This window comes from Modestobacter muralis (assembly GCF_010682105.1).
GTDB lineage: Bacteria > Actinomycetota > Actinomycetes > Mycobacteriales > Geodermatophilaceae > Modestobacter > Modestobacter muralis.
Map to the genome: position 1 here is coordinate 1 of NZ_JAAGWH010000018.1, position 4,878 is coordinate 4,878.

Genomic DNA, 4,878 nt, shown 5'->3' on the forward strand with positions numbered 1-4,878 from the left:
CACACCGAGATCGACACCGTCGGGCGCACCGGCGACCGGCGCAGCGACTTCGACGCCGTCTACGGCAACTGGGCCGAACTGCGGTCCCGCACCGAGAGCGCCCGCGACGGGCACTCGACCGCGATCGCGGCCGGCGACCCCGCGGTGCACGCCGCGCTGCGGCACGCCGAGACCGACCCGGCCGGGCTCTCCGATGCCGAGTACGTGGCGCTGCTGGGCGCCGACGGGGCCGACCTCGACGCCCTGGCCGCGCTGGCCGACGCCGTCCGCCGCGACGTCAACGGCGACGACGTCACCTACGTGGTGAACCGGAACATCAACTTCACCAACGTCTGCTACACCGGCTGCCGGTTCTGCGCGTTCGCCCAGCGGCGCACCGACGCCGACGCGTTCACCCTGTCGATGCAGCAGGTCGGCGACCGGGTCGACGAGGCCTGGGCCGGCGGGGCGACCGAGATCTGCATGCAGGGCGGCATCCACCCCGACCTGCCCGGCACCGCCTACCTGGACCTGGCGCGGGAGGTGAAGTCCCGCCGTCCCGACATCCACCTGCACGCCTTCTCCCCGATGGAGGTGGTCAACGGCGCGGCCCGCACGGGGCTGTCCTACCGGGACTTCCTCATCGCGGCCAAGGAGGCCGGCGTCGACTCCCTGCCCGGGACGGCGGCGGAGATCCTCGACGACGAGGTCCGCTGGGTGCTGACCAAGGGCAAGCTGCCCGCGGCGGCCTGGCTGGAGATCGTCCGGACGGCGCACGAGGTGGGCCTGCCGACGACGTCGACGATGATGTACGGCCACGTCGACACCCCTGCCCACTGGGTCGCGCACCTCCGCACACTGGCCGCGCTGCAGGACCAGACCGGCGGCTTCCGGGAGTTCGTGCTGCTGCCGTTCGTGCACCACAACTCCCCGATCTACCTGGCCGGCGTGGCCCGGCCGGGGCCGACGAACCGGGAGAACCGGGCGGTGCACGCCGTGGCCCGGCTGCTGCTGCACGGGCGGATCGACAACGTCCAGACGTCGTGGGTGAAGCTCGGCGACGCCGGCACCCAGGCGATGCTGCAGGGTGGCGCGAACGACCTGGGCGGCACGCTGATGGAGGAGACCATCAGCCGGATGGCGGGCTCCGGCAACGGGTCGCTGAAGACCATCGCCGAGCTGGAGGCGATGGCCGCCGGCATCGGCCGCCCGGCCCGCCAGCGGACGACGGAGTACGGCACTCCGAGCGCCGAGCGCATGGCCACCGCGCGCACCGACGCCGGCCGCGCCGCGCTCACGCTCAAGCTCGTCTGACCCCTGACCCCTGACCCCGTGGCCGCGGGCTCCGGGCGGCGGGTACTCCCGCGTCGCGCCGAGCGCCTGGCGCGACGCGGCCGGCCCACGGCCGGCGGGCCTCAGGGGGCGGGCGGGCGGCAGACCAGGGCGGTGAGCCCGCCGCCGAGCACGACCGCGCCGGCGGCCGCGGGGACCAGCACCGTGTCGCCCACCGCCACCTGCAGGTCGGCCGCGGCCGAGGACAGCACCCCGGTGCCATCGGTGACCACCACGACGGCGAAGCCGGCCCCGAACTCGGCTCCCCCGGCGGCGCGGTCGACGCGGAAGAAGCTGCCCGCCGCCGTCGGCAGCACCGGTCCGGTGCCGCCGGCCCGCACCACCAGAGCCTCGACCTGCCCGGCCGTGCGGACCGCGAGGTCGGTCGCCTGCAGCGCGCGGTCGAAGCCCAGCCCCAGATGCCCGTCGCGCGGCCCGTCGAGGGCGAAGTCACACCACTCGAGCAGGATCGACAGGTCCTCCGGCTCCTGCACCTCGACCAGGAACGTGCCGGCCCCGATCGCGTGCGGCATGCCCGCCGGCACGAACACGGCGTCACCGGGCGTCACCTCGACGCGGTGCATCGCCGCCAGCAGCCCGTCGACGTCCTGGTCGTCGACCAGCCGGCGCAGCCGGGCCGCGGACAGCTCCTCGCGCCAGCCCAGGTGCACCGCGCCGCCGCGGAGGAACACCCACGCCTCGGTCTTGCCGTGCGCACGCCCCAAGTGCTCGGCGGCGAACGGGCCATCGGGGTGCAGGTGCACCGGCAGCCGCTGCCCCGCGTCGAGCAGCTTGGTGAGCAACCGCGTGTCCGCGCCGAAGCGGGCCACGTGGCGCTCCCCCAGCCACGCCTGCGGGTCGGCCTCGACCGCGTCGCGCAGCGTGCGCCCGTCGTCCAGCACCGTCAGCCCGAGCGACGCCTCACCGAACAGCGTCGTCGTGGAACCGACCCAGTCCTCGGGTACCCGGCTGCCGTCCCACGCCTGACGGCGGAACCCGGCGATCTGGCCACCACCGGCGTAGAAGCGGTCGGCCGGCTGGTTGGCCGGCAGGAGCAACGGGACGACGGACACGGCTCTCCTCAGGTCACGACATCGTGACGTACGCCATGGTGACCTGGCGCACGTCGCCGATGTTAGCGTTCGCAACGTGGCGACGGCGCCACGGCGCGGGCAGGCGAACGGCCCGACGAGGAGCTCAGATCCGGCTCTGATCAGGCAGGAAACCGGTCTGCGGTACAGCCAGCACGGAGGAACACGACGATGTCTTTCTCACGCTCCCGGACGATGCCCAGCGCTCTGCTCCTGGCGGGGGCCCTCGTCATGACGGGCTGCAGCAACGGCGACCAGACCCCGGCCGCCGGTGGCGGCGGTGGCAGCGGTGGCGGTGGCGAGGTCGAGAAGGTCGGCCTGATGCTCCAGGACATCTCCAACCCGTTCTTCGCCTCGATGCAGGCGAGCATGGAGGCGGCGGCCGAGGCCGACGGCTTCGAGCTCAACGTCCAGGACGGACGTCAGGACCTCGGCACCCAGAACGACCAGATCGACGCCTTCATCCAGCAGGGCATGGACCTGATCCTGCTCAACGCGGTCGACAGCGACGGCATCGCCTCCGGCGTGGCCCGCGCCCAGGCGGCCGGCATCCCGGTCGTGGCCGTGGACGTCGACGCCGCCGGTACCCAGGCTGCCGTCACCACCGACAACGTCAAGGCCGGCGAGCTCGCCTGCCAGGCGCTGGTCGACAAGATGGGCGGCTCGGGCAACATCCTCGTGGTCGAGGGGACTCCCACCACCGCGCCGCAGGACCGGGTCAAGGGCTGCGAGAGCGTGCTCGCCGACAACCCCGACGTCAAGGTGCTCGCCCGCCAGGCCGGCAAGAACGACCGCGACAGCGGCCTGACGCTGACCACCGACATGCTGACCGCGAACAGCGACGTCCAGGGCATCTTCGCCATCAACGACCCGGAGGCGCTCGGCGCGTCCCTGGCCGTGCAGCAGGCCGGCCGCACCGGCGTGGTCATCACCGGTGTCGACGGGTCGCCCGAGGCGGTCAAGGCCCTGCAGGACCCCGCCTCCGACTTCTGGGCCAGCGCGGCGCAGGACCCGGGCGGCATGGCCGTCAAGGCCCTCGAGGTCGGCCGGGAGATCGTCGCGGGCACCACCCCCGCCGAGCGGGTGACGCTGCTGGACCCCACGATCGTCACCAAGGACACCGTCAGTGACTACAAGGGCTGGTGAGGTACCGGAGACGGCGCGGGGCACGGGCGTGAGCGGGACGCCCGCAGCACCCCTGCTGGAGGTGTCGGGGATCAGCAAGCGCTTCGGCGCCACCCGGGCGCTGTCGGACGTCAGCTTCGACGTCCGGCCCGGTGAGGTGCACGCCCTCATGGGCGAGAACGGCGCCGGCAAGTCGACGCTGATGAAGATCATCTCCGGCAACTACCAGCCGGACACCGGCACGATCGGCATCGGGGGCTCCCCGGTCGCCCTGTCGTCGCCCCGCGACGCCATGGCAGCCGGGGTGGCGATCATCCACCAGGAGCTGAACACCATCCCGGAGATGACGGTCGCGGAGAACCTCGCGACCGGGGCCGAGCCCACCCGGTTCGGGGTGCTGCTCGACCGGCGGGCGATGCGCCAGCAGGCCCGGGAGAAGCTCGCCCGGGTCGGCGCCGACATCGACCCGGACCGGCCGATCGGCCGGCTCAGCGTCGGCATGCAGCAGGTGGTGGAGATCGCCCGCGCGGTGGCCGAGGACGCCAAGGTGCTGGTGCTCGACGAACCGACGGCGTCGCTGTCCAAGAGCGAGTCCGAGCACCTGTTCGGGCTGATCCGCAGCATGCGCACGGCTGGGATGGGGCTGATCTACATCAGCCACCGGATGGAGGAGGTCTGGGAGCTCGCCGACCGGGTCACCGTCTTCCGGGACGGGAAGCTCATCGGCACCCGGGACATGCATGCCCAGGGCGCCGACCGGGTCACCCCCGACGACATCGTGAAGATGATGGTCGGCCGCGAGATCTCCGACCTCTACACCCACGACCGCCAGGGCGGAGGGGACGTGCGCCTGTCGGTGCGCGACCTCACCGGCGCCCGCGGCATCGGGCCGGTGTCCTTCGACGTCCGGGCCGGCGAGGTCGTCGGGATGGTCGGGCTCATCGGGGCCGGCCGCACCGAGGTCGCCCGGCTCGTCTACGGGGCCGACCGCCGCAGCGGTGGCGTCGTCGAGCTCGACGGCCGCCCGCTGAACGCCCGCGGACCCGCCGAGGCGATCCGCGCCGGGGTCGGGCTGCTCCCGGAGAGCCGCAAGGACCAGGCGCTCTTCCTGGACATGTCGGTGCGGGACAACGTGAGCGTCTCGACGCTGGGCGACTACACCAGCGGTGGCGTGCTGCGTGGCCGGCGGCTGCTGTCCGCCGTCCGCGGGGTGATGCAGCAGCTGAAGGTGCGGGCCAACGCCGTCGACCTGGAGTCGCGGGCGCTCTCCGGTGGCAACCAGCAGAAGGTCGTGCTCGGCAGGCTGCTGCTGCAGAGACCCCGGCTGCTCATCCTCGACGAGCCCACGCGC

At 73.2% G+C, this 4,878-nt stretch carries 4 protein-coding genes; 3 read left to right on the top strand and 1 reads right to left on the bottom strand.

The genetic code is table 11. The features are described from left to right. Positions 1-1,293, top strand: a 1,293-nt coding sequence (cofH, locus tag GCU67_RS08750) for a 5-amino-6-(D-ribitylamino)uracil--L-tyrosine 4-hydroxyphenyl transferase CofH (RefSeq protein WP_163610823.1), incomplete at its 5' end; no start/stop codon positions are given. Between the two features lie 101 nt (positions 1,294-1,394). Here cofH and GCU67_RS08755 read toward each other — a convergent pair. Beyond that, positions 1,395-2,384: a class I mannose-6-phosphate isomerase gene (locus tag GCU67_RS08755; protein WP_163610824.1), complete on the bottom strand. Its 990-nt coding sequence runs from the start codon at positions 2,382-2,384 to the stop codon at positions 1,395-1,397. A gap of 213 nt (positions 2,385-2,597) precedes the next feature. Here GCU67_RS08755 and GCU67_RS08760 point away from each other — a divergent pair, with 213 nt between their 5' ends. Then, positions 2,598-3,548 carry an ABC transporter substrate-binding protein gene (locus GCU67_RS08760; protein WP_246214835.1) on the top strand — a complete coding sequence of 317 codons (951 nt, stop codon included), beginning with the start codon at positions 2,598-2,600 and terminating at the stop codon, positions 3,546-3,548. A 28-nt stretch (positions 3,549-3,576) separates the two neighbouring features. Then, the coding region (locus GCU67_RS08765) for an ATP-binding cassette domain-containing protein (protein ID WP_163610826.1) at positions 3,577-4,878 on the top strand (1,302 nt) is incomplete at its 3' end.

Coding starts and splice junctions, on each gene's coding strand:
- GCU67_RS08760 (WP_246214835.1), top strand. CDS start 2,598: ATGCCCAGCGCTCTGCTCCTGGCGGGGGCCCTCGTCATGACGGGCTGC.